Annotated in this window: 19 protein-coding genes and 2 tRNA genes; 2 read left to right on the top strand and 19 right to left on the bottom strand. The window is 58.0% G+C overall.

The annotated features are described in order from the left end of the window. Positions 1-11: 11 nt before the first annotated feature. The 11 genes from infB to rlmE all read right to left on the bottom strand — a co-directional run bounded on the left by infB (position 12) and on the right by rlmE (position 11,138). A complete protein-coding gene (gene infB, locus ACZ89R_RS22275; protein ID WP_063341586.1) occupies positions 12-2,537 on the bottom strand; it encodes a translation initiation factor IF-2 in 2,526 nt (841 codons plus the stop codon). A 27-nt stretch (positions 2,538-2,564) separates the two neighbouring features. Further along, positions 2,565-4,046 (bottom strand): transcription termination factor NusA, encoded by a 1,482-nt coding sequence (gene nusA / locus ACZ89R_RS22270; RefSeq protein ID WP_007900474.1) that lies wholly within the window; start codon positions 4,044-4,046, stop codon positions 2,565-2,567. Positions 4,047-4,093: 47 nt separating this feature from the next. Beyond that, positions 4,094-4,552, bottom strand: a complete 459-nt coding sequence (gene rimP, locus ACZ89R_RS22265) for a ribosome maturation factor RimP (RefSeq protein WP_010463487.1) — start codon at positions 4,550-4,552, stop codon at positions 4,094-4,096. 138 nt (positions 4,553-4,690) lie between these two features. Then, a tRNA-Met gene (locus tag ACZ89R_RS22260) sits at positions 4,691-4,767 on the bottom strand. 96 nt (positions 4,768-4,863) lie between these two features. Next, positions 4,864-4,949: transfer RNA gene (locus ACZ89R_RS22255), tRNA-Leu, on the bottom strand. Positions 4,950-4,971: 22 nt separating this feature from the next. Then, positions 4,972-5,355 carry a preprotein translocase subunit SecG gene (gene secG, locus ACZ89R_RS22250; protein ID WP_030128079.1) on the bottom strand — a complete coding sequence of 128 codons (384 nt, stop codon included), beginning with the start codon at positions 5,353-5,355 and terminating at the stop codon, positions 4,972-4,974. 4 nt (positions 5,356-5,359) lie between these two features. Next, positions 5,360-6,115, bottom strand: coding sequence for a triose-phosphate isomerase (gene tpiA / locus ACZ89R_RS22245; RefSeq protein ID WP_429544561.1), 756 nt, complete (start codon positions 6,113-6,115; stop codon positions 5,360-5,362). Positions 6,116-6,181: 66 nt separating this feature from the next. After that, on the bottom strand, positions 6,182-7,519 hold the full coding sequence (glmM, locus tag ACZ89R_RS22240) for a phosphoglucosamine mutase (protein WP_123498887.1): 1,338 nt from the start codon (positions 7,517-7,519) through the stop codon (positions 6,182-6,184). A 16-nt stretch (positions 7,520-7,535) separates the two neighbouring features. Further along, on the bottom strand, positions 7,536-8,387 hold the full coding sequence (gene folP / locus ACZ89R_RS22235; protein ID WP_429375285.1) for a dihydropteroate synthase: 852 nt from the start codon (positions 8,385-8,387) through the stop codon (positions 7,536-7,538). Positions 8,388-8,395: 8 nt separating this feature from the next. After that, complete coding sequence (gene ftsH, locus ACZ89R_RS22230; RefSeq protein WP_123498885.1) at positions 8,396-10,306, bottom strand: ATP-dependent zinc metalloprotease FtsH; 1,911 nt, start codon at positions 10,304-10,306, stop codon at positions 8,396-8,398. A 202-nt stretch (positions 10,307-10,508) separates the two neighbouring features. Continuing rightward, positions 10,509-11,138 carry a 23S rRNA (uridine(2552)-2'-O)-methyltransferase RlmE gene (gene rlmE, locus ACZ89R_RS22225; RefSeq protein WP_007900501.1) on the bottom strand — a complete coding sequence of 210 codons (630 nt, stop codon included), beginning with the start codon at positions 11,136-11,138 and terminating at the stop codon, positions 10,509-10,511. 101 nt (positions 11,139-11,239) lie between these two features. Here rlmE and ACZ89R_RS22220 point away from each other — a divergent pair, with 101 nt between their 5' ends. Beyond that, positions 11,240-11,548: a YhbY family RNA-binding protein gene (locus ACZ89R_RS22220; protein WP_007900503.1), complete on the top strand. Its 309-nt coding sequence runs from the start codon at positions 11,240-11,242 to the stop codon at positions 11,546-11,548. A gap of 9 nt (positions 11,549-11,557) precedes the next feature. On the opposite strand, the gene ACZ89R_RS22215 is transcribed toward ACZ89R_RS22220, so the two are convergent. The 8 genes from ACZ89R_RS22215 to grpE form a co-directional block, all read right to left on the bottom strand. Next, entirely contained in the window at positions 11,558-11,962 is a 405-nt protein-coding gene (locus tag ACZ89R_RS22215) for an MFS transporter (protein ID WP_429544562.1), read from the bottom strand. Between the two features lie 28 nt (positions 11,963-11,990). Continuing rightward, on the bottom strand, positions 11,991-12,467 hold the full coding sequence (greA, locus tag ACZ89R_RS22210; RefSeq protein WP_007942892.1) for a transcription elongation factor GreA: 477 nt from the start codon (positions 12,465-12,467) through the stop codon (positions 11,991-11,993). Beyond that, the gene (gene carB / locus ACZ89R_RS22205; RefSeq protein WP_123498879.1) at positions 12,464-15,685 is read right to left on the bottom strand and encodes a carbamoyl-phosphate synthase large subunit; all 3,222 of its coding nucleotides are present in this window, start codon (positions 15,683-15,685) and stop codon (positions 12,464-12,466) included. The genes greA and carB overlap by 4 nt, the downstream gene beginning before the upstream one ends. A 117-nt stretch (positions 15,686-15,802) precedes the next feature. Continuing rightward, on the bottom strand, positions 15,803-16,939 hold the full coding sequence (gene carA, locus ACZ89R_RS22200; protein ID WP_192346341.1) for a glutamine-hydrolyzing carbamoyl-phosphate synthase small subunit: 1,137 nt from the start codon (positions 16,937-16,939) through the stop codon (positions 15,803-15,805). 259 nt (positions 16,940-17,198) lie between these two features. Further along, positions 17,199-18,005: a 4-hydroxy-tetrahydrodipicolinate reductase gene (dapB, locus tag ACZ89R_RS22195; protein WP_123498876.1), complete on the bottom strand. Its 807-nt coding sequence runs from the start codon at positions 18,003-18,005 to the stop codon at positions 17,199-17,201. 9 nt (positions 18,006-18,014) lie between these two features. Beyond that, entirely contained in the window at positions 18,015-19,139 is a 1,125-nt protein-coding gene (dnaJ, locus tag ACZ89R_RS22190) for a molecular chaperone DnaJ (protein ID WP_052965674.1), read from the bottom strand. 298 nt (positions 19,140-19,437) lie between these two features. Beyond that, positions 19,438-21,354, bottom strand: coding sequence for a molecular chaperone DnaK (gene dnaK, locus ACZ89R_RS22185; RefSeq protein WP_007900530.1), 1,917 nt, complete (start codon positions 21,352-21,354; stop codon positions 19,438-19,440). 102 nt (positions 21,355-21,456) lie between these two features. Beyond that, complete coding sequence (gene grpE, locus ACZ89R_RS22180; RefSeq protein ID WP_007900531.1) at positions 21,457-22,023, bottom strand: nucleotide exchange factor GrpE; 567 nt, start codon at positions 22,021-22,023, stop codon at positions 21,457-21,459. 241 nt (positions 22,024-22,264) lie between these two features. On the opposite strand from grpE, the gene recN reads away from it, so the two are divergent. Beyond that, positions 22,265-23,938, top strand: a complete 1,674-nt coding sequence (gene recN / locus ACZ89R_RS22175; RefSeq protein WP_008067195.1) for a DNA repair protein RecN — start codon at positions 22,265-22,267, stop codon at positions 23,936-23,938. Positions 23,939-23,991 lie beyond the last annotated feature (53 nt).

Below are 23,991 nucleotides of genomic sequence, written 5' to 3'. Positions count from 1 at the left end.
AAGTGCGCGAGTTAGAGGCTGCGAGCAACCTGCACCTTCTCGAAGACTTCGATCTTGTCGCCGACCTTGACGTCGTTGTAGCTCTTCACGCCGATACCGCATTCCATGCCGGCACGTACTTCGGAAGCGTCATCCTTGAAGCGGCGCAGGGATTCCAGCTCGCCTTCGAAGATAACGATGTCTTCACGCAGTACACGGATTGGACGGTTACGGTGAACAACACCTTCGATAACCATGCAACCGGCGATCGCGCCAAACTTCGGCGAGCGGAACACGTCACGCACTTCAGCGGTACCCAGGATGTTCTCGCGAACATCGCTGCCCAGCATACCGGTGAGGGCTTTCTTGACGTCTTCGATGATGTCGTAGATCACGTTGTAGTAACGCATATCCAGACCTTCCTGCTCGACGATCTTGCGAGCGCCAGCATCGGCACGCACGTTGAAGCCGAACAGTACAGCGTTGGAGGCCAGGGCCAGGTTGGCGTCGGATTCGGTGATACCACCGACACCGCCACCGACCACACGCACTTGCACTTCGTCGTTACCCAGGCCATTCAAGGCACCGTTCAATGCTTCCAGCGAACCACGGACGTCGGATTTGAGGACGATGTTGAGCGTCTTCTTCTCTTCCTGACCCATGTTCTCGAAGATGTTTTCAAGCTTGCCAGCGTGAGCGCGGGCCAGTTTGACTTCGCGGAACTTGCCTTGACGGAACAGAGCCACTTCACGGGCTTTCTTCTCGTCGGCAACAACGCTCATCTCGTCGCCAGCGTCCGGGGTACCGTCCAGGCCGAGAATCTCGACAGGGATGGAAGGACCGGCTTCCTTGATTGGCTTGCCGTTCTCGTCGAGCATGGCGCGAACGCGGCCATAGTTCGAACCGACCAGCACCATGTCGCCTTGGCGCAGGGTACCGTCTTGAACCAGAACGGTTGCAACCGGGCCACGACCTTTGTCGAGACGCGATTCAACCACAACGCCACGGCCAGGAGCCGAAGGGGTCGCTTTCAGTTCGAGAACTTCAGCTTGCAGCAGAACAGCTTCGAGCAACTCGTCCACGCCAGTACCGACTTTCGCCGAAACCGATACGAACGGGGTGTCGCCGCCCCACTCTTCGGAAGTCACGCCGTGAACCGACAGTTCGCTACGGATGCGATCGAGATCGGCGCCCGGCTTGTCGATTTTGTTCACGGCAACAACCAGCGGAACACCAGCAGCCTTGGCGTGCTGAACGGCTTCAACGGTCTGCGGCATTACGCCGTCGTCCGCTGCAACCACCAGGATCACGATGTCGGTCGCCTTGGCACCACGGGCACGCATGGCGGTAAACGCGGCGTGACCAGGGGTGTCGAGGAAGGTGACCATGCCGCGTTCGGTTTCAACGTGGTACGCACCGATGTGCTGGGTGATACCACCGGCTTCGCCAGCAGCTACCTTGGCACGACGGATGTAGTCGAGCAGCGAGGTCTTACCGTGGTCAACGTGGCCCATTACGGTCACAACCGGTGCACGGGAGAACGCTTCACCTTCAAACTTCAGGGACTCGGCCAGGGAATCTTCCAGGGCGGTGTCGCTGACCAGGGTCACTTTGTGGCCCAGCTCTTCGGCAACCAGTTGGGCAGTTTCCTGATCCAGTACCTGGTTGATGGTCGCTGGAGTTCCCAGTTTGAACATGAACTTGATGATTTCAGCAGCCTTGACCGACATCTGCTGGGCGAGATCGCCAACAGTGATGGTCTCGCCGATCTTCACTTCGCGCACAACAGGGCCGGTTGGGCTCTGGAAACCGTGGGCGTTGCGCTTCTTCAGCTTGGCCTTGCCGCGACCACCACGACGGAAGCCATCGCTTTCTTCGTCGGTAGTACGTGGCGCAACACGTGGAGCAGGCGCTTTTTCCTTGACCGAAGCACGATGCGGAGCGTTTTTGCGCTCGCCATCACCACTGCCACGACGATTGGCATCGTCGGCACGTGGTTTGTCCGGACGACGCTGTTCGTCGCGTTTACGAGTGTCGGCCGCTGGTGCTGGTGCAGCTGCAACAACCGGCGCGCTTTCACGCACTGGTTCGGCAACTGCAGCAGGCGCTGCAACGGCGTCGTTAGTAGCGGTTTGCGCAGCAGCAGGCTGGCGACGCGCTTCTTCTTCGGCGCGACGCTTGGCTTCTTCTTCAGCCTTCTGACGAGCAGCATTTTCTACTGCGCGGCGTTCTTCCAGTTCGCGTTTGCGCTCGGCTTCGATTTCTTCCGGGCTGCGTTGTACGAAGACTTTCTTCTTGCGTACTTCAACGCTGATGCTCTTGCTACCAGCAACACGCAGGGTGCTGGTGGTTTTGCGCTGCAATGTAATCTTGCGCGGTTCTTCCACTTTCGCCTTGTGGCTGCTCTTCAAGTGAGTCAGCAAAGACTGCTTCTCACTATCGCTCACACCTTCATCGGCGGCGGTGTGCGGCAGACCTGCCTCACGCATCTGCTGCAACAGGCGCTCTACCGGTGTTTTGACCTCATCGGCCAGTTGTTTCACCGTGACTTGCGTCATGCACTTCTCTCCTCAGGCCGCGCCTAATTACTCGAACCAATGGGCTCGGGCGGCCATGATCAACTTGCCGGCACGATCATCGTCAATGCCGTCGATGTCGAGCAGGTCGTCAATAGACTGCTCGGCCAGGTCTTCGCGGGTAATTACGCCGCGCACCGCCAGTTCCATCGCCAAATCCTTGTCCATACCCTCAAGCGAGAGCAGGTCTTCGGCCGGATGGGCGTCTGCCAGCTTTTCCTCAGTAGCGATGGCTTTAGTCAACAAACGATCCTTGGCGCGAGCGCGAAGCTCGTTGACGGTTTCTTCGTCAAAGCCGTCGATGTTGAGCATTTCTTCCAACGGTACGTAGGCAATCTCTTCCAGGCTGGTGAAGCCTTCATCTACCAGCACCTGTGCCAGGTCTTCGTCGACTTCCAGCTCGTCGATGAAGTTGCGCAGGATGTCGCCGGTTTCTGCTTGCTGCTTAGCCTGGATGTCCGATTCAGTCATCACGTTCAGGGTCCAGCCAGTCAATTGGCTAGCCAGACGCACGTTCTGACCACCGCGACCGATGGCCTGAGCCAGATTGTCTGCGCCAACGGCGATGTCCATTGCATGGGCATCTTCGTCAACGATAATTGCCGCCACTTCAGCCGGCGACATTGCATTGATCACGAACTGCGCCGGGTTATCGTCCCACAGGACGATATCCACACGCTCACCGCCCAACTCGCCGGACACTGCCTGGACGCGCGAACCGCGCATACCGATGCAAGCGCCTTGCGGGTCAATGCGTTTGTCCTTGGAGCGGACCGCGATCTTGGCGCGCGAACCCGGGTCGCGGGACGCAGCCATTACTTCGATCAGGCCCTCAGCGATTTCCGGCACTTCGATGCGGAACAACTCGATCAGCATTTCCGGCGCGGTACGCGACAGGATCAACTGAGGGCCGCGGTTCTCGGTGCGGATTTCCTTGAGCAGCGCACGCAGACGCACGCCAACCCGGAAGGTTTCGCGAGAAATGATGTCTTCACGGGCCAGCAATGCTTCAGCGTTATTGCCCAGGTCGACGATCACGTTGTCGCGGGTGACTTTCTTCACGGTGCCGGAGATGATTTCCCCCAGGCGCTCGCGGTAGGCGTCGACGACTTGAGCACGCTCGGCTTCGCGAACTTTCTGCACGATGACTTGCTTGGCAGTCTGTGCAGCAATGCGGCCGAACTCGATGGATTCGATCTTTTCTTCGACAACATCGCCGACCTTGGCGCCAGGATGCGTTTCGGCAACCTTGCTTGGCCAGGTTTCGATGGCCGGATCGTCTAGGTCTGCTTCTTCGACGACCGTCCAGCGACGGAATGTCTCGTAAGCACCGGTGTGGCGATTGATTTCCACACGCAGATCGACTTCGTCCTCAAAACGCTTTTTGGTAGCAGTGGCCAGAGCCAGCTCCAGCGCTTCAAAAATTACGTTTGCCGGTACGCCCTTTTCATTGGATACCGACTCAACAACCAGCAGTACTTCTTTGCTCATCGTACGCCTCGCCTTTCGCAAGCCATTGGATCCGCGGGATCCGCGTCTCAGTCAAAACTGGGAATAATGTTGGCCTTGTCGATCATATCGATCGGCAACAGGAACTCATGGTCTTCAACCTGCACCACAACGTCCTGCTCTTCTACACCGCGCAGAAGGCCCTGAAAGTTGCGCCGACCTTCAAAAGGCGAGCGCAGCTTGATCTTCACTTGTTCACCGGCAAATTTTGCAAACTGCTCAATAGTGAACAGTGGGCGTTCCATGCCAGGCGAGGAAACTTCAAGGGTGTATTCAACGGCGATCGGATCTTCAACATCCAGTACACCGCTGATCTGACGGCTGACGATGGCACAATCGTCCACCAGCACGCCGCCCTCTTTATCAATATAAACGCGCAACATTGAGTGGCGACCTTGAGCCGAAAACTCAATACCCCAGCATTCATAGCCTAGGGCCACGACCACCGGGGCCAGCAAGGCCTGCAACTCTTCTAGCTTGCTCGACACCTGAACCCCCTCGTGCATGTATGTGCATGCTGTGCAAAATAAAAAAATGGGCGAAACGCCCATCCTTGAAACGCCGTTGAACAGCGGCGTTGAAAGTGTCCAGCTAACAAAAAGCCCCTGAAAAGGGGCTCCTTAAACTGGTTGCGGGGGCCGGATTTGAACCGACGACCTTCGGGTTATGAGCCCGACGAGCTACCAGACTGCTCCACCCCGCGACAAAGCTGGGGCGGAAGTATACGACCGATCCCTGACAGGGTCAATGTAACCTTCCACCTACAAGAAAGCCCGCAACAGCGGGCTCTCCTGACAATTGGTACCGAGAAGGGGACTCGAACCCCTACACCCTATGGGCACAACCACCTCAAGGTTGCGTGTCTACCAATTCCACCACCTCGGCAATACTACGTTTGAAACCCTTCTTACTTCTGCTCTTGAGCTGGAGGCACGTCAGTCGCTGGAGTAGCCGACTTTTGCTCTTGAAGCACCGGTACATCATCAGAAGCCGGTTGTTGCTTTGGAACTTCCAACACTGCCGGGTTTGGCAAACCTACTTGAGTCAGCTCATGAGCCTTCTCTTTAGCAAAGTAACCTAACCCCAAGCTGGTTATGAAGAAACCGGCGGCAAGTATAGCAGTAAACTTACTAAGAAAGGTAGAGGAACCTTGGCTTCCGAACACAGTATTTGAAGCACCTGCTCCGAAAGACGCACCAGCATCCGCACCTTTACCCTGCTGCAGCAAAACCAGAGCAACTACGCCCAATGCACCCAGCAGATGAAAAACGACTACGACTGTTTCCAGCATTTTTTCAGTTTCCCGCGGCGCGACAAATCGCACCGAACTCATCTGCATTCAGGGAAGCTCCACCAATGAGCCCCCCATCGATATCCGGCATGCCGAACAGTTCGACCGCATTGGCCGCCTTCACGCTGCCGCCGTATAGAAGCCGCACACCTTGCGCGACTTCAGAATTCTTTGCCGCCAACTGAGCGCGAATGGCTGCGTGCACATCCTGCGCTTGTTGCGGCGAAGCAGTCAGTCCGGTGCCAATGGCCCAGACCGGCTCGTAAGCGATTACTGCCTTTGCAAAGACACCTACACCCAGCTCCTCAATGATACTGCCAAGCTGACGCCCGACAACCTCAAGAGTTTTTCCAGCTTCGCGCTCTTCGAGGGTTTCCCCTACGCACAACACCGGAATCAAGCCACATGCCTGCGCTGCTGCGAACTTGCGAATCAGCATTCCATCCTGCTCGCCCATTATCTGGCGGCGCTCAGAGTGCCCGACAAGCACCAGGGAACAACCTGCATCCACCAATTGACTCGGCGCAATTTCACCGGTCAATGCACCTTGCATGGATTCCACTGCAGAATTCTGCGCGCCGACCGAAATCGACTTGCCTTTCAAGCCATCAATCACTTGATTGATATGCAAGCAAGGCGGGAATACCGCGACATCAACACCGCTCGGCAAGGCCAGATGACTAAGGCCATTGATCAGCTCAGCGACGCTGGCGCGGGTACCGTGCATCTTCCAGTTACCAGCTACCATAGGGCGACGCATGCTGTACCTCGTCGGTCAAAGTGGGCGCAGATGTTACCCAACACAATCATGGCTGGCAAGCCGAAATCAGACAGAAACTTCAGTTACCAGTTTCGCCAGCTCTTCGGCGTAACCGCGAACCTGCGTTTCGTCCTCGCCCTCGACCATGACCCGCACCAGCGGCTCTGTCCCGGACTTGCGTAAAAGTACGCGCCCACGACCGGCCATCGCCTGAGTGACACGATCACTCGCTTCCTTGACGGTCGGATGTTCGAGTGGATTCGCACCACCGCCAAACCGGACATTGATCAGCACCTGAGGACACTTGCGCAACGCCTGACGGGACTGAGCCAAGCCTTCTGCGCGCCTCTTCAGGGCCATCAACACCTGCAGCGCGGCAATAATCGCATCACCGGTGGTGGTATGACTGAAGCAGACAATGTGCCCCGAGTTTTCCCCGCCCACCTGCCAATCGCGCTCCAGCAACTCGGAGATCACGTAACGGTCGCCAACGTTGGCGCGCACAAAAGGAATGGCCAGATCCGCCAAGGCCAATTCCAGCCCCAGGTTACTCATCAGCGTACCGACCACACCGCCCTGCAACTTGCCGCGCTCTTGCAGATCGCGAGCAATGATGAACAGCAACTCGTCACCGTCGACGACAGCGCCAGTGTGATCAACCATCTGGACCCGGTCACCATCTCCGTCAAAGGCAATACCCAAATCGGCGTGCTCGGCCAATACAGCAGCTTGCAGCGGCTCCATATGGGTTGAACCGCAATTCTCATTGATGTTCAGGCCATTAGGATGAGCAGAAAGCACAACGACATCGGCCCCCAGCTCACGGAACACACTAGGCGCCACTTTATAGGTCGCACCGTGGGCACAGTCGATCACGATCTTCAGCCCGGCAAAACTGGTGCCGGTCGGAACGCTGCTCTTGCAGAATTCGATATAACGGCCCGAGGCATCGTTGATTCGCGATACCTTGCCGATCTTGCTCGACTCAACCACGGTCATAGGGGTGTCGAGCAACTCTTCAATCATCAACTCGACTTCATCCGGAAGCTTGGTGCCCTTCCCGGAGAAAAATTTGATGCCGTTGTCGTCATGAGGGTTGTGCGAAGCGCTGATCACGATGCCGGCTTCAGCATGAAAGGTACGTGTCAGATAGGCGATGGCCGGCGTCGGCATCGGCCCCAGGAGCATCACATCAGCACCTGCCGAGGTCAGCCCGGCCTCAAGCGCCGACTCGAACATGTAACCAGAGATCCGGGTGTCCTTGCCCACGAGCACCTTGCAGGCACCCATGCTGCGAAATGCCATGCCTGCCGCCCAGCCAAGCTTGAGCATGAAATCAGGAGTAATCGGGTATTCACCGACCCGACCACGAATGCCGTCGGTGCCAAAGTATTTTTTGCTCATAATTACTCCATCATTCTTATTCGGCTGATTCTACGGCGGCGATCATCCGCACCACATCAACGGTTTCAGCCACATCATGGACGCGCAATATACGCGCCCCCTTGATTGAAGCCAGCGCCGCGAGCGCCAAACCGCCATGCAGGCGCTCTCCCACCGGCCGATTCAAGGCCTGCCCGATCATGCTCTTTCGCGAAACCCCCACCAACAAGGGCCGCCCCAAGGCATGCAAGGCCTCCATATGCTTAAACAAGCTCAGGTTGTGCTGCAAGGTTTTCGCGAAGCCGAAGCCCGGATCGAGAATGATCCGCTCAGCGGGAATGCCCACTGACGCGCACTGAACCATGCGCTCAGCGAGAAACTCGCCGACCTCTTTCGTCACATCCTGGTACTGCGGATTGTCCTGCATGTCGCCCGGCTCACCGAGCATATGCATCAGACATACCGGCAAGCCGGTAGCCGCTGCCGCATCCAGAGCGCCATCTCGACGCAACGAACGCACATCATTGATCAAACCCGCCCCCAGCCTTGCGGTTTCACGCATAACTGCCGGCGTGGAGGTATCGACCGAGATGATCACATCGAGTTCACGACTGATGCGCTCAACGATAGGCGCTACACGCTCGAGCTCTTCAAGCGGTGAAACCGCCCTGGCACCGGGCCGGGTCGATTCACCACCAACGTCGATCAGCGTCGCGCCAGCCGCCACCATCGCCTCAGCATGGCGCAGGGCCGCATCCAGCTGACTGTATCGGCCGCCATCGGAAAAGGAGTCGGGAGTGACATTGAGAATGCCCATGACATGCGTCTGGGCCAAATCAAGAACCCGGTTGCCGCAAGGCAACCGGGTCGAGGACTGAACAGAAGTCATTTCAAACCTTATACGTCAGCAGCCGGGCCACCGATTGGTGTTTCCGGACGCCCATCCTGCACAGCCGGAGGGGTACCGGAAGTATCGCTGCTGCCGGACCAGTCGCGAGGTTCGCGAGGCGTACGACCCGCCATGATGTCATCGATCTGATCGGCATCGATCGTCTCGTACTTCATCAAGGCATCCGCCATGGCATCGAGCTTGTCACGGTTATCCGTAAGGATCTGCTTGGCCGTGCCGTAGCACTGGTCAATGATGCTGCGCACTTCGGAGTCGATCAGCTTGGCTGTCTCGCCGGAGAAGCTGGCATGCTGGCCACCGCCGCCACGACCGAGGAACACTTCGCCCTCTTCTTCGGCGTACATCAACGGGCCGAGTTTTTCCGACAAGCCCCACTTGGTCACCATGTTCCGTGCGATCTGGCTGGCACGCATGATGTCGTTGGATGCTCCGGTGGTGACACCGTCGAAGCCCAGGGTCATTTCTTCAGCGATACGACCGCCGTACAGCGAGCAGATCTGGCTGATCAGCGCACGCTTGGACAGGCTGTAGCGATCTTCTTCCGGCAGGAACATGGTCACACCGAGCGCACGACCGCGCGGGATGATCGACACTTTGTAGACCGGGTCATGCTCAGGGACAACGCGACCGACGATAGCGTGACCAGCTTCGTGATAGGCAGTGTTCTGCTTCTCTTTCTCGGACATGACCATGGATTTGCGCTCGGCACCCATCATGATCTTGTCTTTGGCCAGTTCGAACTCTTTCATCTCGACGATGCGCTTGCCGGCACGGGCTGCGAACAACGACGCCTCGTTCACCAGGTTGGCCAGGTCGGCACCGGAGAAACCAGGAGTACCACGCGCGATCACGGCCGGAGCGACGTCGTCACCCATTGGCACTTTGCGCATGTGGACTTTAAGAATCTGCTCGCGACCACGGATATCCGGCAGACCGACCACGACCTGACGGTCGAAACGGCCCGGACGCAGCAATGCAGGGTCCAGTACGTCAGGACGGTTGGTCGCTGCGATGACGATGATGCCGTCATTCATTTCGAAGCCGTCCATCTCTACCAGCAACTGGTTGAGAGTCTGTTCGCGCTCGTCGTGACCGCCGCCCATGCCGGCACCACGGTGGCGACCGACGGCGTCGATTTCATCGATGAAGATGATGCATGGCGCGTGCTTCTTCGCCTGCTCGAACATGTCACGAACACGACTGGCACCGACACCGACGAACATCTCGACGAAGTCGGAACCGGAAATGGTGAAGAACGGCACTTTGGCTTCGCCGGCAATCGCCTTGGCGATCAAGGTTTTACCAGTACCAGGAGGACCGACCATCAGCACGCCACGAGGAATGCGACCGCCCAAACGCTGGAACTTGCCCGGATCACGCAGGAATTCGACCAGCTCGCCAACTTCTTCCTTGGCTTCGTCGCAACCGGCAACGTCAGCCAAAGTGGTTTTCACCTGATCTTCGGAGAGCAGGCGCGCCTTGCTCTTGCCGAAGCTCATCGGCCCGCCCTTGCCACCGGCACCGCCCTGCATCTGCCGCATGAAGAACATGAAGACAGCGATGATTACGAGGATCGGGAAGCTTGCGACCAGGAGTTGAGTCCAGATGCTTTGCTGCTCAGGCTGCTTGCCTTCGACTACCACGTGGTTATCCACGAGGTCGCCGATCAGGCCATTGTCCTGGATTGCCGGACGAATGGTCTTGAAGCTGTCGCCATCGTTGCGCTTGCCGGTAATCACGTAGCCATCAACCGCTACGCGCTCGACCTTGCCATCCTTGACCTGCTGGATGAAGTCGGAATAGTTGAGGGTCTGCGGCTCGTTAGGGCTGGAGAAGTTGTTCATCACCGTCACCAGGACAGCCGCGATGATCAACCACAGGATCAGATTCTTTGCCATATCGTTCAATTAACTACCCTCTGAAGCAAGCTCCGCTAATGGCGCGTGCTTCGCATGATATTCACCGGCCTAACTTACTACATTACCTACGGCTCTGGCAGGCGCCGTCTGTAACCCTTTGTGAAACACTTTCTACACAATATTCGCTAATGCTCACGGGGCGAAATACGAAAATCCTATCGACCCGCAAAAAAACCTCGATTTACTCACTACGGCCGCGGTAGCCCCAAGCCAGCATGTATTGCTCGCGGGAACTGCCACGGGAAGAGTCCGGCTTGATCATCTGGACCTTGTCGAATTTCTGACGAGCGTCCTTCACGTAAGCATCAAACCCTTCGCCCTGAAACACCTTGATCACGAAATTACCACCCGGCTTGAGTATCCGAGCCGCCAGATCAAGAGCCAGCTCACATAGAAACATGGCTTTTGGCATGTCCACCTCAGGCGTACCACTCATATTGGGGGCCATATCGGAAATCACAAGGTCCACCTGCGAATTACCCACGGCTTCAAGGATCTGAGCGAGCACTTCGTCCTGGGTGAAGTCACCCTGGATGAAAGTCACGTCCGGAATGCTGTCCATTTCCAGGATGTCCGAGGCGATCAGACGCCCCTGACCACCGATCAGCCGACTAGTGACCTGCGACCAGCCGCCGGGCGCCGCACCCAGGTCGACAACGCTCATACCCGGACGGATCAGCTTGTATTTCTCCTGGACCTCCAGAAGCTTGTAACTCGCACGCGAGCGGTAACCATCCTTCTGCGCCTGCTTCACATAGGGATCATTGACATGTCTTTTCAGCCAACCAAGGCTTGTCTTGGAACGCGCCATTGGGCACCTCGATGATAAGGGTCGTGATTAATTGGGCGGATCCACGAACCCTCGGGTAAAATGGCCGCCATTTTACAGAATCCAGACTAAAGGGTCAGATTATGCCGCTCACTCAAGAGCAGAAGAAACAGTACAAATCCATTGGCCACCATCTGAAACCAGTTTTGATTGTGGCTGACAACGGTTTGACTGAAGGTGTGTTAGCCGAACTTGAACGCGCGCTGGCGGATCACGAGCTGATCAAAATCAAGCTCAACATCCTCGATCGCGAATCGCGCCTGGCAGCCATTGCAGAACTCTGCAAGGCCGGTAAAGCCGATCTGGTTCAAGTCATCGGCAAGATGGCACTGATTTACCGCAAGAACTTCAGCGTCAACAAGCAGCTGTCGAACGTCCATCGCTTCAAGTGATGACAAGGGTCAAGGGTGTGCTTCGCGCACCCTCACACTCCATCCCGGCACCGGTTGCATCACCAGCACCAGCCCGGAAAATCCCAGAACAAGATAGCTGAACAGCTGCCAATGCGCCGCCTGCGGCCAGCTGACGTGGACCGCGAAATACATCGCGCGCCCATACAGCGCCATCATCAGCAGTTGCCCACGAATATCGCGCCATAGACTGGCAAGGCCCTCGGCCTGAACCAGCACCAAAGCCTGAAAAATCAAACACGCTGTGGCAAATCCCACCATCAGCGTATTCAGCATGCCTGCGATTTCGTCGATCAGCAGCGGTGCCAGGCCTATTCGCCCCAGCACCGGCAGCAGACCGATGTGCAACAGCCACAGGCCGCCAACCCACAACATTTGGGTCAGCTGCCAAAGCATGGCGCCCGCACGTAGCGGGCGCCTTCTTTCAGAGGTGGCGAACTTCGACAATCTCGTACTCGATAACGCCGCCCGGCGTTTTCACGGCGACCACATCACCCTCTTCCTTGGCAATCAAGGCACGAGCCAGTGGCGAACCCACCGAAATCTTGCCGAGTTTGAAGTCAGCCTCATCCTCACCCACGATGTGGTAAGTGACGCGCTCATCAGTCTCGACGTTGGCGATTTCAACGGTGGTGCCGAAAATCACTTTGCCGGTGTGAGGAATGGTCGTGACATCAATGATGACCTGATTCTGAATCCGGCCTTCGATGTCACGAATCCGCGCCTCAACCATCCCCTGCTGCTCGCGAGCAGCGTGGTATTCGGCGTTTTCCTTCAAGTCACCCAACTCGCGGGCCGTACCGATGTCCTGGCTGAGCTTCGGACGGACGACCTTGGTCAGGTGAGCGTGTTCTTCTTCCAGGGCTTTCGCGCCCTGGACGGTCATTGGGTATTTGATCATGCCTTCAATCCTGCGTGTAGATCCTGCAAGCGGCGCACGGTCTTCTCGGGACCGAACTTCAGCGCTTCACAGATAGCTTCGCCAGCAGCAATGGTAGTGGTGCAGTAGATCTTGTGCTGCAAGGCATTACGACGAATGGAGTAGGAATCAGCGATCGACTGGCGACCTTCGGTGGTGTTGATGATCAGGGTGACTTCGTCATTCTTGATCATGTCGACCACGTGCGGACGACCCTCGGTCACCTTGTTCACACGACGCACTTTCAGGCCTGCGGCTTCGATCAGCCTGGCAGTACCAGCAGTGGCGACCACTTCGAAGCCCAAGTTGATCAGATCACGGGCCACGCCTGCAACCAGTGGCTTGTCATCGTCACGCACGCTGATGAACGCAGTGCCGCCAGTCGGCAGCACTTCGCTGGCGCCCATCTGGGCTTTGGCAAAGGCTTCGCCGAAGGTGTCACCCACGCCCATCACTTCACCGGTGGACTTCATCTCTGGGCCCAGGATCGGGTCCACGCCAGGGAATTTGGCGAATGGGAACACCGCCTCTTTCACGCTGTAGAAGTTCGGGATGATTTCTTTGGTGAAGCCGATTTCCTTCAGGGTTTTACCGGCCATCACGCGAGCCGCAATCATTGCCAGGGAAACACCGATGCACTTGGACACGAACGGAACGGTACGGGAAGCGCGCGGGTTGACTTCGATGACGTAGATGTCTTCGCCTTGCAGCGCCAACTGAACGTTCATCAGGCCGACAACGCCCAGTTCCAGGGCCATTTTCTTGACCTGTTCGCGCATCTCGTCCTGGATGTGAGCAGGCAGCGAGTACGGCGGCAGGGAGCACGCGGAGTCACCGGAGTGAACGCCGGCCTGCTCGATGTGCTGCATGATCGCGCCGATCACCACGTCGGTCCCGTCGCACACTGCATCCACGTCCATTTCGATCGCGCAGTTGAGGAAGTGATCGAGCAGCACCGGGCTGTCGTTGGACACTTTCACCGCATCACGCAGGTAGCGCTTGAGCTCTTCTTCTTCGTAGACGATTTCCATCGCGCGGCCGCCCAGTACGTAGGACGGACGAACCACCAGCGGGTAACCGATCTTGGCCGCGGCACGAATTGCTTCGTCTTCACTGCGCACGGTGGCGTTTGGCGGCTGACGCAGGTTCAGACGCTCAACCATTTGCTGGAAGCGCTCACGGTCTTCGGCACGGTCGATGGCGTCAGGGCTGGTGCCGATGATTGGCACACCAGCTTCTTCCAGGGCACGCGCCAGTTTCAGCGGAGTCTGGCCGCCGTACTGGACGATCACGCCTTTCGGCTTCTCGACGCGGACGATTTCCAGTACGTCTTCCAGAGTGACTGGTTCGAAGTACAGGCGATCGGAGGTGTCGTAGTCGGTGGAAACGGTTTCCGGGTTGCAGTTGACCATGATGGTCTCGTAACCGTCTTCGCGCAGGGCCAGTGCCGCGTGTACGCAGCAATAGTCGAACTCGATGCCCTGGCCGATACGGTTTGGACCGCCGCCGAGGATCATGATTTTGTCGCGGCCCGACGGCGCGGCTTCGCACTCTTCCTCGTACGTCGAGTAGAGGTAAGCGGTGTCGGTGGCGAACTCGGCCGCGCAGGTGTCAACGCGCTTGTAGACCGGGAAGATTTCCAGCTTGTGACGGTGACGACGCAGAGCCTTCTCGGTCACCCCCAGCAGCTTGGCCAGACGCATGTCGGAGAAACCTTTGCGCTTGAGGCGGAACATCACGTCGTGGTCGATGCTGGCCAGACCCAGGGTCTTGACCTTCTCTTCTTCCTTGATCAGATCTTCGATCTGCACCAGGAACCACGGGTCGATCATGTTCATGCCGAAAATATCTTCGACCGACAGGCCGGCGCGGAACGCGTCAGCGACGTACCAGATACGCTCGGCGCCCGGCACGGTCAGTTCGCGCTTGAGGATGCTCATGCTTTCCGGGTTGCTCAGGTCGAGCTTCTCGTCCAGGCCGCAAACGCCCACTTCCAGACCGCGCAGGGCTTTCTGCAGGGATTCCTGGAAGGTCCGGCCGATGGCCATGACTTCACCGACCGACTTCATTTGAGTGGTCAGGCGTGCGTCGGCTTTCGGGAACTTCTCGAAGGCGAAGCGTGGCAGCTTGGTGACGACGTAGTCGATGGACGGCTCGAAGGACGCCGGGGTCTTGCCACCGGTGATGTCGTTCGACAGCTCGTCGAGGGTGTAACCGACAGCCAGTTTTGCCGCGACCTTGGCGATCGGGAAACCGGTGGCTTTCGAGGCCAGAGCCGAGGAACGGGATACCCGCGGGTTCATCTCGATCACAACCATGCGGCCGGTGTTCGGGCAGATGCCGAACTGGACGTTGGAACCGCCAGTCTCGACGCCGATCTCACGCAGTACCGCCAGCGAGGCGTTACGCAGGATCTGGTATTCCTTGTCGGTCAGGGTCTGTGCTGGCGCAACAGTGATCGAGTCACCGGTGTGCACGCCCATCGGGTCGAAGTTTTCGATGGAGCAGACGATGATGCAGTTGTCCTTCTTATCGCGGACAACCTCCATCTCATATTCTTTCCAGCCGATCAGCGATTCGTCGATCAGCAGCTCTTTGGTCGGCGACAGGTCCAGACCGCGGGCGCAGATTTCTTCGAACTCTTCACGGTTGTAAGCGATACCGCCACCGGTACCGCCCATGGTGAAGGACGGACGAATGATGCACGGGAAGCCGAGACGCTCGAGAACCGCGTTGGCCTCTTCCATGCTGTGGGCGATACCCGAACGCGGGCAGTCCAGACCGATGGATTTCATCGCCTTGTCGAAGCGCGAACGGTCTTCGGCCTTGTCGATGGTGTCAGCGTTGGCGCCGATCATTTCTACGCCGAACTTCTCCAGAACGCCTTCGCGCTCCAGGTCCAGGGCGCAGTTCAGAGCGGTTTGGCCGCCCATGGTCGGCAGCAGTGCGTCCGGACGCTCTTTCTCGATGATCTTGGCAACGGTCTGCCACTTGATCGGTTCGATGTAGGTGGCGTCGGCCATGGCCGGGTCGGTCATGATGGTCGCCGGGTTGGAGTTCACCAGGATGACGCGGTAACCCTCCTCGCGCAGGGCTTTACAGGCCTGGGCGCCGGAGTAGTCGAATTCGCAGGCCTGGCCGATCACGATCGGGCCAGCGCCGAGAATCAGGATGCTTTTAATGTCTGTACGTTTTGGCATGGGTTGTCACTCAAATCCGCAGGTCAGTCGGCAAGCCGTCTTGTTCAATCTCTGAAGCCTTGAGGGGGCCACCGGTTTCGGGACCGCCCTCAGGCTTCGCTACATCAGGGCGAGCGATTAGCGTCGCTTGGCCATTTCGTTGATGAAGCGATCAAACAGTGGCGCTACGTCGTTCGGGCCAGGGCTGGCTTCAGGGTGACCCTGGAAGCTGAAGGCGCTCTTGTCGGTACGCTCGATGCCTTGCAGGGTGCCGTCGAACAGCGATTTGTGGATCGCCCGAACGTTGCCTGGCAGGGTCGCTTCGTCTACCGCAAAACCGTGGTTCTGGCTGGTGATCATCACCACACCGCTGTCCAGATCCTGGACCGGATGGTTGGCACCGTGGTGGCCATGGCCCATTTTCAGGGTCTTGGCGCCAGAGGCCAGAGCCAACAGCTGGTGACCAAGGCAGATACCGAACACCGGAATCTCGGTTTCCAGCACGTCCTTGATTGCCTGGATCGCGTAGTCGCATGGCTCAGGGTCGCCCGGGCCGTTGGACAGGAACACGCCGTCCGGTTTCAGTGCCAATGCTTCGGCGGCTGGAGTCTGCGCAGGCACCACGGTCACGCGGCAGCCGCGCTCGACCAGCATGCGCAGGATATTGACCTTGACGCCATAGTCGTAGGCAACCACGTGGTACGGCAGATCGGAAGCGTCGATGGTCGCGTGGCTGTCGGTTTTCAAGTCCCAGACAGTCGAGCGCCACTCGTACTTCTCTTTGGTGCTGACGACTTTCGCCAGGTCCATGCCTTTAAGGCCAGGGAAGCCCTGGGCGGCGGCGATGGCGGCTTCTTCGGAAATGTTGTCACCGGCCATGATGCAGCCGTTCTGCGCGCCTTTCTCACGCAGGATGCGTGTCAGGCGGCGAGTGTCGATACCGGCGATTGCCACCACATTGTTGGCTTTCAGGTAGTCGGACAGTGACATCGTGTTGCGCCAGTTGCTCGCAACCAGTGGCAGGTCACGGATGACCAGGCCAGCGGACCAGACGCGATCGGACTCGGCGTCTTCCGGCGTGGTGCCGGTATTGCCGATGTGCGGGTAAGTCAGGGTAACGATCTGTTGGGCGTAGGAAGGATCGGTAAGGATTTCCTGATAGCCGGTCATTGCGGTGTTGAACACCACCTCACCAACGGTTTGACCGTCGGCTCCAATGGCTTCGCCGCGAAAAATGCTGCCATCAGCAAGGGCGAGTATGGCTGGCTTAGTCAAGAAGACCTCCCGTAAATAAAGCCTGAAAGGGCGATCGCAGGTTGTAAAAAAGCGGAGTGACGTATGGACACGTCACCCCGCTTCTTCACCGAATTATTCTGCGCGCTTTTAGTGGACACACTAAAGCTGTAGCTTACAGAAAAAGGCATTTTTGGTCTACCGCCAATGAGCCCTAAAGGCCGGAGAATGCGACAGGACGTCGCTTGGCGGAATAAAACCGGGCCCAAACGCTGAGTTTGAACCCGATTTCGGGCACATCTTACCGCAGATCGAGCACGTCTTGCATGTCGTAAAGGCCTGGCTCACGACCATCCAGCCACAAAGCTGCACGTACCGCCCCCTTGGCGAAGGTCATACGGCTGGATGCCTTGTGCGTGATTTCCAGTCGCTCACCCTCGCAGGCGAACAGCACCGTGTGATCACCGACCACATCACCACCGCGAACAGTCGCGAAACCGATCGTTTCACGCTCACGCACACCGGTATGACCTTCACGACCATAGACCGCCACCTTCTGCAGATCACGATCCAGCGCGCTGGCGATCACCTCGCCCATGCGCAGAGCCGTGCCTGAAGGCGCATCGATCTTGTGCCGATGATGAGCCTCGATGATTTCGATATCAGCGTCATCGCCCAGCACACGAGCTGCCATGTCGAGCAGCTTCAGCGACAGGTTTACACCGACACTGAAATTGGCCGCGAACACAATCGCAATATCCTTGCTCGCCTCGGCCAGCAACTGCTTCTGCGCCGCGTCCAGCCCCGTGGTGCCGATCACCATGGACTTGCCCGCTTTACGGCAGAACTCCAGGTTTTTCAGCATCACTTCCGGGAGCGTGAAGTCGATCAACACATCGAACTCATCGGCCACCGCATCCAGTTTGCCGGACAGCGGCACACCGATTCGCCCCAGCGATGCCAGCTCACCGGCATCCACGCCAATCAGTGTGCTGCCGGGGCGCACGATGGCTGCCGTCAAGCCGGTCAGCGGCGCGCGTTGCTGCACCGCTTCGACCAGAATCTTACCCATGCGCCCGGCAGCGCCCATCACAGCTATACGTCGCATGCCGACTCCTTACAAATCGCCGAAGAAGCGCTTCACGCCTTCGAACCAACCGGTGGTTTTCGGCGAATGACTGTTGTCACCCGCCAGGGAGCTGCGCAACTCCTCCAGCAATTCGCGCTGACGACGACCCAGGTTGACCGGGGTTTCGACCGCCACGCGGCACATCAGGTCGCCAGCACCGCCGCCGCGAACCGGCGCAACACCTTTGCCGCGAACACGGAACTGCTTACCGGTCTGAGTCCCTTCAGGGATCTTCAGCTTGACCCGACCATCAAGGGTCGGAATCTCCAGTTCGCCGCCCAGCGCTGCATCGACGAAGCTGATTGGCACTTCGCAGAACAGGTGCTTGCCGTCACGCTGGAAGATCGCGTGCTCGCGCACGTTGATTACCACGTACAGGTCGCCGGTCGGACCACCCTGCGCACCCGCCTCACCTTCACCAGACAAGCGAATACGGTCGCCAGTATCGACACCGGCCGGCACTTTCACCGACAGGGTCTTGTACTCTTCGACACGACCTTCGCCGCGGCAGGAATCGCACGGATCGGAAATGATCTTGCCTTGGCCATGGCAGCGCGGGCAGGTCTGCTGCACCGAGAAGAAGCCCTGCTGCATGCGTACCTGACCGATACCGCCGCACGTCGGGCACGTGATCGGCGAGGAGCCTTTCTTGGCGCCCGAGCCATCGCACGGCTTGCAGTTGACCAATGTCGGAACGCGGATATTCACGGTCGTGCCGCGCACCGCTTCTTCCAGGTTCAGCTCCAGGGTGTAACGCAGATCGCTGCCGCGCTGAGCACCGCCACGGGACCCGCCGCGACCGCCACCGAAGAAGTCACTGAAGACATCGCCAAAGATGTCGGAGAAGTTCTGACCGCCAAAACCGGCGCCGCCGCCACCCATGCTCGGGTCGACTCCGGCATGACCGTATTGGTCATAGGCCGCGCGCTTGCTGGAATCGGACAGCACTTCGTAGGCCTCGTTGGCCTCCTTGAACATATCTTCCGACGCTTTGTCATCGGGATTACGGTCCGGGTGATGCTTCATCGCCAGGCGACGGTAGGCCTTTTTCAGGTCCGCTTCGCTTGAGCCACGCTCAACACCCAATACTTCGTAATAGTCACGCTTTGCCATAAGTCTTTGCACTCTTAAGGACGTTCGGCAAACCTCTCCTGAGCCTCGCCAAACTCGTTGAGCCCCAATACAGGCCCGGACCCAACTCACGTCAATTCAACGATCCTGGTCTTTGATTCGATGCGGTACTTTCGACTCGAAAAGCAGGAGCATTTCCGGCCATACCATCAGCACCCGAACGGTTGTCGCATGCTGTAAAAATTCGCTAACTCCAGACACGCCAACGCGGGAGCAAGCTCCCGCGCGGCGACATCCTACCAGTCACCGCCTGAAGGCAGTCAACCGGGCGACCAACAACTTACTTGTGGTCTTTGACTTCTTCGAACTCGGCATCGACGACGTCGTCAGCTTTTTCAGCTTTTTCGTCGTGCGGTGCCGCGCCTTCAGCTGGCTGAGCCTGGTCGGCGTACATCTTCTGAGCCACTGGCGCGGAGACTTTGGAAAGCTCTTCAACCTTGGCTTCGATAGCGGCCTTGTCGTCGCCTTTGATGGCGGTTTCCAGGGCAACTACAGCGGCTTCGATTGCAGTCTTCTCTTCAGCGCTCACTTTATCGCCAGCATCAGCGACCATTTTGCGCGTCGAGTGAACCAGGGCATCGCCTTGGTTACGGGCGCTGGCCAGCTCTTCGAACTTGCGGTCTTCTTCAGCGTTAACTTCAGCATCGCGAACCATCTGCTGAATTTCTTCCTCGGACAGACCGGAGTTGGCCTTGATCACGATCGACTGAGTCTTGCCGGTAGCCTTGTCTTTCGCGCCGACGTGCAGAATGCCGTTGGCGTCGATGTCGAAGGTCACTTCGATTTGTGGCACGCCACGTGGTGCTGGTGGAATCTCGGCCAGGTCGAACTTGCCCAGGGACTTGTTCTGTGCGGCCTGCTTACGCTCACCTTGCAGGACGTGAATGGTCACTGCGCCCTGGTTGTCGTCGGCAGTCGAGAACACTTGCGATTTCTTGGTAGGAATCGTGGTGTTTTTCTCGATCAGTGCGGTCATCACGCCGCCCATGGTTTCGATACCCAGGGTCAGCGGGCTGACGTCGAGCAGCAGAACGTCTTTCACGTCACCAGCCAATACCGCGCCCTGGATAGCAGCACCCATGGCAACAGCTTCGTCAGGGTTGACGTCTTTACGTGCTTCTTTACCGAAGAAATCGGTTACCAGCTTCTGAACCAGTGGCATACGGGTCTGACCGCCGACCAAGATCACGTCGTTGATCGAACCAACGTCGATACCGGCGTCTTTCATCGCGATGCGGCAAGGTTCGATGGTGCGCTGAACCAGGTCTTCAACCAGCGCTTCGAGCTTGGCGCGGGAGATTTTCACGTTCAAGTGCTTAGGACCGGTAGCGTCTGCAGTGATGTACGGCAGGTTCACGTCGGTCGACTGGCTCGAGGACAGTTCGATCTTGGCTTTCTCAGCGGCTTCTTTCAGGCGCTGCATGGCCAGCGGGTCACCCTTGAGGTTCATGCCGCTTTCTTTCTTGAACTCGTCAACGAGGTAGTCGATCAGACGAATGTCAAAGTCTTCACCACCCAGGAAAGTGTCACCGTTGGTGGCCAACACTTCGAACTGGTGCTCGCCATCGACTTCAGCGATTTCGATCACGGAAACGTCGAAAGTACCGCCGCCCAAGTCGTAAACGATCACGGTGTGATCGCCTTTGGCCTTGTCCATACCGTAGGCCAGTGCGGCTGCGGTTGGTTCGTTGATGATACGTTTAACGTCCAGACCCGCGATGCGGCCGGCGTCTTTGGTGGCTTGACGCTGGCTGTCGTTGAAGTAGGCCGGAACGGTGATCACCGCTTCGGTCACTGGCTCGCCGAGGTAGTCTTCGGCGGTCTTCTTCATTTTCTTCAGAATTTCAGCCGAAATTTGTGGCGGCGCCATTTTCTGGCCGTTCACTTCAACCCAGGCGTCGTTGTTGTCAGCCTTGACGATCTTGTAAGGGACCATCTGGATGTCTTTCTGTACGACTTCTTCGTCAAAACGACGACCGATCAGACGTTTCACCGCGTACAGGGTGTTATGCGGATTGGTCACTGCCTGACGCTTGGCCGACTGGCCAACCAGGATTTCACCGTCGTTGGCATAAGCGATGATCGACGGCGTGGTACGCGCGCCTTCAGCGTTTTCAATAACTTTGGCTTTGCCGTTTTCCAGCACGGAGACGCAGGAGTTGGTAGTCCCCAGGTCGATACCGATAATTTTGCCCATGTTCACTCTCCCGAAACTTTGGATTTGGATGCCGCAGTAGTGGTGGCTGACTGCGGTAGCACTTAAACGCTTGACTTCTAAATGGGGGCCTTGCGGCTAATTTCAAGCCTGCTCGTCAATCGAAGGCGAAACCGGTGCAGGTGCCTTGCTGACCACGACCATGGCCGGGCGCAGCAGGCGACCGTGAAGCTGGTAGCCCTTCTGAAACACCTTGAGCACGCTGTTTGGCTCGACGTCGGCGCTTTCCTGCATGGCCATTGCCTGGTGATGCGAGGCGTTGAAGGGTTCGCCTTCAGGATCGATCGCTTCCAGGTGATAGCGTTTCAGGGTGTCCTGGAACATTTTCAGGGTCAGTTCGATCCCTTCGCGCATCGGACGAATGTTTTCGTCGTCAGGGTTGGACAGCTCCAGGCCACGCTCCAGGCTGTCGATGATCGGCAGCAGGTCGCCAGCGAACTTTTCCAGGGCGAATTTGTGAGCCTTTTCAACGTCCTGCTCGGCACGGCGGCGGACGTTCTGCAGATCGGCGGCTACACGCAAAGCCTGATCCTGCGCACCAGCCAATTGCTCTTCGAGCACTTGTACACGAGCCGCCAGGTCTTCACCCGAAGCCTCGGGGCCCTGGTTGGCGTCTAGATTTTGCGTATCCACTGTCTGTTCGTCAGCCATAGATTTCTCCTTCCAATATCGTCCGCGAGCTCAACTCGCGCTTCTGCCCCGGTATATGGGGCCGCAAAATTCAGCTTCAAGGGCTATTTGATGATTACCCCTACAAAAAACAGCTGCATTGTCATTCCTCATCGCACTAAGGATTTCCTCAAATCAAGCAAATCGACCTAAGAGGGGGCATTGTCAGCCCGAAACAAAACACTGTATAAATAACCAGACCTAAAGCCTGGGAGCGGCCTTTATGCTGGTGCACCTGTCCGTACATAACTACGCCATCGTTGAACATCTCGATCTCGAACTCGATCGCGGGATGAGCGTGATCACAGGAGAAACCGGCGCCGGCAAATCGATCATGCTCGACGCCCTGGGCCTGACCCTGGGCGATCGCGCCGACAGCGGCGTGGTCCGCCCGGGCGCCGACAAGGCCGATATCCTGGCCACTTTCGACCTGATCGACATCCCGGAAGCCAGTGCCTGGCTGGCGGAACGCGACCTCGAAAACGACGGCCCGTGCATTTTGCGTCGCGTGATCACCGCCGAAGGGCGCTCGCGCGGTTATATCAACGGCACCCCCTGCCCTCTCGGCGACTTGAAGGCCCTGGGCGAGTTGCTGATCGATATCCACAGCCAGCACGAACACCAGTCCCTGCTCAAAACCGATACCCATCGCCGCCTGCTCGACGAATACGCCGGCGCGACGGACCTCGCCCGCCAGGTGCAACTGGCCGCCCAACGCTGGCGCCAGACCCGCCAGGAACTGGAACGCCTTTCCAACTCCGGCGACGAACAGCGCGCCCGCCATCAATTGCTCAGCTATCAACTTGAAGAACTGGAAAACCTAGGCCTCGGCGAAACCGAGCTGGAGCAGCTGGAACAGGAGCACAAGAACCTGACTAACGCCGAAACCCTGCTGGGCATTTGCCGGCAAGTGGTCGAACAATGCAGCGAAAGTGATTCTGGCAACGTACTGAACGCGCTCACCGCCAGCCTTAATCGCCTATCGAGCGTGAACAATTCGATCGGCGCCTTGGGCGAAGCCAGCAGCCTGCTGACCAGCGCGCAGATTCAGGTTGAAGAAGCCGTAGGCGAGCTGAACCGTTTTCTCGACAATTTCGACGCCGATCCGGCGCGCCTTCAATACCTGGAAGAGCGCCTCGATGCCATCTACACCCTGGCGCGCAAACACCGCATCCAGCCGACCGAGGTCGCTGAGATGCAGCAGAAGCTACTCGATGAAATCGAAACCCTGAATGCCAACGACGAATCCATTGAACGACTGAGCGATGAGCTAGCCTCCTACGCCCGCCATTATCAGGAGAAGGCGCGGGAGCTGAGCGATCTGCGGCATCAAGCCTCAAGCAGCCTGGCCAGTGCCGTAGAACAGGAAATCCAGCGCCTGGGCATGCCCGGCGGCCGCTTCACCATCGAGCTGCGCCCCAACAGCAGCGACGAACTGCTGCCCAATGGACTCGAACAAGTAGAACTGCTGGTAAGCGCCAACCCGGGGCAACCATTAAAAGCCCTGGCAAAAGTGGCGTCGGGTGGCGAACTGTCGCGCATCAGCCTGGCGATTCAGGTGATCACCGCACAGACCTCCCGCGTACCCACCTTGGTGTTCGATGAAGTGGATGTGGGTATCGGCGGCCCGACTGCCGAAATTGTCGGTCAATTGCTGCGACGCCTCGGGGAGCGTGGGCAGGTCCTGACCGTGACTCACTTGCCGCAAGTGGCGGCGCAGGGGCATCAACATCTATTTGTACACAAGGTCCGCGGTGAAGACGCCACGCATACAGCCGTCTCCAAACTGAGCAAGACCGATCGTGTCGAAGAAGTGGCACGAATGCTCGGGGGCATCGATCTCACCAAGGAATCACTGGCTCACGCGAAAAAAATGGTCGTAACCGCGAAAATTTAAGAACCGCAGAAAGCACGAAGGCGACCCTGGGGTCGCCTTCGTTCGTTTCGCGA

This window comes from Pseudomonas sp. TE3728, assembly GCF_056279145.1.
The sequence above is the reverse complement of the archived record's forward strand: the minus strand, read 5'-3'. Positions and strand labels throughout refer to the sequence as shown.

Excerpts from the sequence above, each read along its gene's own strand:
- infB (WP_063341586.1), bottom strand. The coding sequence starts at position 2,537 with ATGACGCAAGTCACGGTGAAACAACTGGCCGATGAGGTCAAAACACCG.
- dnaJ (WP_052965674.1), bottom strand. The coding sequence starts at position 19,139 with ATGGCAAAGCGTGACTATTACGAAGTATTGGGTGTTGAGCGTGGCTCA.
- rlmE (WP_007900501.1), bottom strand. The coding sequence starts at position 11,138 with ATGGCGCGTTCCAAGACAAGCCTTGGTTGGCTGAAAAGACATGTCAAT.
- ACZ89R_RS22220 (WP_007900503.1), top strand. The coding sequence starts at position 11,240 with ATGCCGCTCACTCAAGAGCAGAAGAAACAGTACAAATCCATTGGCCAC.
- glmM (WP_123498887.1), bottom strand. The coding sequence starts at position 7,519 with ATGAGCAAAAAATACTTTGGCACCGACGGCATTCGTGGTCGGGTCGGT.
- secG (WP_030128079.1), bottom strand. The coding sequence starts at position 5,355 with ATGCTGGAAACAGTCGTAGTCGTTTTTCATCTGCTGGGTGCATTGGGC.
- nusA (WP_007900474.1), bottom strand. The coding sequence starts at position 4,046 with ATGAGCAAAGAAGTACTGCTGGTTGTTGAGTCGGTATCCAATGAAAAG.
- grpE (WP_007900531.1), bottom strand. The coding sequence starts at position 22,023 with ATGGCTGACGAACAGACAGTGGATACGCAAAATCTAGACGCCAACCAG.
- folP (WP_429375285.1), bottom strand. The coding sequence starts at position 8,387 with ATGACTTCTGTTCAGTCCTCGACCCGGTTGCCTTGCGGCAACCGGGTT.
- carB (WP_123498879.1), bottom strand. The coding sequence starts at position 15,685 with ATGCCAAAACGTACAGACATTAAAAGCATCCTGATTCTCGGCGCTGGC.
- dapB (WP_123498876.1), bottom strand. The coding sequence starts at position 18,005 with ATGCGACGTATAGCTGTGATGGGCGCTGCCGGGCGCATGGGTAAGATT.
- ftsH (WP_123498885.1), bottom strand. The coding sequence starts at position 10,306 with ATGGCAAAGAATCTGATCCTGTGGTTGATCATCGCGGCTGTCCTGGTG.
- recN (WP_008067195.1), top strand. The coding sequence starts at position 22,265 with ATGCTGGTGCACCTGTCCGTACATAACTACGCCATCGTTGAACATCTC.
- tpiA (WP_429544561.1), bottom strand. The coding sequence starts at position 6,115 with ATGCGTCGCCCTATGGTAGCTGGTAACTGGAAGATGCACGGTACCCGC.
- greA (WP_007942892.1), bottom strand. The coding sequence starts at position 12,467 with ATGATCAAATACCCAATGACCGTCCAGGGCGCGAAAGCCCTGGAAGAA.
- ACZ89R_RS22215 (WP_429544562.1), bottom strand. The coding sequence starts at position 11,962 with ATGCTTTGGCAGCTGACCCAAATGTTGTGGGTTGGCGGCCTGTGGCTG.
- dnaK (WP_007900530.1), bottom strand. The coding sequence starts at position 21,354 with ATGGGCAAAATTATCGGTATCGACCTGGGGACTACCAACTCCTGCGTC.